The following is a 2,228-nucleotide window of genomic DNA, read 5'->3' as shown; positions in this document are numbered from 1 at the left end:
CGCGCCGACCCCGGCTCAGCCCGCCCCGGCTCCGGCCCGCCCCGCCGGCGGTGGCAGCACGCTGTTCGAACGCATGACCAGCCTGTCGCGCTCGAAGCCGGCCGCCCCCGGCGAAAACGGCCCGGGCGACGAGGACGAGGGTTCCGCGCTCAGCATCCCGCGCTTCCTCAACCGCCAGAACAACCAGTAACATCCCGGCAAGGTGGCTTCTCGAAAGCCCCCTTTCCCGCGATGCGACGAAAACGAAAGGCCGGTCCCTCTGGGGCTGGCCTTTCGTTTTGCGCGAAGGATTTTGAAGAAGAGGACGTTCAAGGGATTTACCATCCCTTGATCCGGTATCCTGTCCCGTGCGGCGCTTGCCCGCATCGGTAACAGGGAGGGAGCCAAGGATGGATGGCCGCGTCTTTGGCAAAAAGGGGCCGGTAAGCGACTGACCGGTTAGGAGCCGAGTCAGGTTGGTAGCTGACGCTCACATGGCGTCGACTGATTGACCAATCCATGAATTTCGCGATGAACGTGAGAACGGCGGTTCGGTACGCAATTTGCTGCACTGGCGTCATTCAACATCGTCGCGCTTGCTTATGAGGTTTACACCCTCGAAACCATAGCAATAGAACGGAGGGGCCCCACCGATATCTGGCTGACTATATTCGAAGCTGACGCAAATGCGGTCGTCAAGCGTAATCACGCTGGTTGTACGATTTCTGAAGGGGTTTTCGCTAAACCGATTTTTAGAAGCCCACCTTCGCCTAGCATCAACGATATACGGATCATACTCACTTAAGTACCGCCCCTGGTCGTGGTGCGCTGAGATGTCAGATCTGTATTCAAAAATAAAAAATATAGCCAAAACAATGTTTGATAATATGGAGGCGGCAAGGAGAATTAATATGGGTTTTATGTTAAAGCGCATAAAGGTCACCCTAGCACCCCCTCGTGCAAGTTAAAGTCCCCGCTCGGCCGATGGCCGCAACGGTTATGTTGTAGTCCCTGTGACCTGTCCCCCGGCGGTCCCTCGCTCATAACGAGAGTCTTGCGGTTGAATATTCCGGCCCGCTCGCCTGCACAAGCGCGTCGGACGTGATGCTATCGTCCTGCACGAACGACCGACAAGGGCGCAAGGCGGGATAAGCTGCACTCGCCCTAATATGGCCCATCGCCCATTTAATGTGAAACCCGCCTCGCTCTCGCTGCGTTGGTTTCCTATGACGGCGATGAAAGGACGTGACCATGCCATCTACACCCAAAACAACCGACTCTCCTGATAAGACCGGCGCCGACGAACGCACCGACCGCGGACCAAGCGGTGCGGCGACGGCTGGCAAATTTCCAGATGATCTGCCGGATAAGCGCTGAACTCAGCCGATCGTCGCAACCTCCGAAAACTCTGCAACTTAGAACCGGGCGCGGCCGCCCAAGGAGGATGATCAAGACGTCTTCGGTGCTCAGCAAAGCGAAAATCACCGTAATCGCACCGTGATCTCAACGATGGCGGCAAAGCGCCCATCTGAGCTACTGGCCGATAGGATCGACAAGCGTAACCGGACTAACGGCTTCCTGGCGCGCCAGATCAGCCCTCGAGCGACCGACAAGGGCGCGTGGCAGAATTTCAGCANCATCTGAGCTACTGGCCGATAGGATCGACAAGCGTAACCGGACTAACGGCTTCCTGGCGCGCCAGATCAGCCCTCGAGCGACCGACAAGGGCGCGTGGCAGAATTTCAGCACGCGCCCCATGGCAGACGAAGAAGGAAGGGGTTGAAGCAGGGGGCCATTGCCCCCTGCACCCCGAAAACTGGAGGTGGTGCGCTTCACCTAAACGTTGCGCTCGGGTTCGTCGGGAGACATTCTAGAGCATTTTCCAGTCAGGTGGAATCACCTGACGATTCAGAAAATGCGTCAAAACAAAAGTCTAGAGCGGTAGATCTGATGCAATCTGATCGAAAACCGCTCTAGAGCCTGCGGCGCCAATCGTGCCGGACGGATGGGGCGTGCCCAAACATCGACATTTCGAGGGTCCGGGGGATCATCCCCCGGAAAATCTTGTCTGTTCTTTTACACTCCCGCCCGGCGGCTTCCCACCCCTTTGCGCCGCTCGTGAAGCTGCGCGGCCGCGGATACCGGTCGGTCCGCTGCGAAGCGCGCCAAATCGGCCTTCCAATGACCGACTAGGGCGCGAAGCGGCCCCAAGCTGTCAAATAGTTGGCCTTGCGACCAGCCCAACGGCG

The 2,228-nt window shown here is 58.1% G+C and carries 1 pseudogene; it reads left to right on the top strand.

Annotated features, from left to right (window positions below):
- Nucleotides 1–190: pseudogene (locus tag MTR62_RS20820) on the top strand (cell division protein FtsZ); the annotation flags it as partial.
- Nucleotides 191–2,228 lie beyond the last annotated feature (2,038 nt).

Origin of the sequence: Novosphingobium organovorum (assembly GCF_022832435.1) — a bacterium.
Taxonomy (GTDB): Bacteria; Pseudomonadota; Alphaproteobacteria; order Sphingomonadales; family Sphingomonadaceae; genus Novosphingobium; species Novosphingobium organovorum.
Note: the sequence above shows the minus strand (reverse complement) of the source record. Positions and strands in the feature narration are given on the sequence as shown.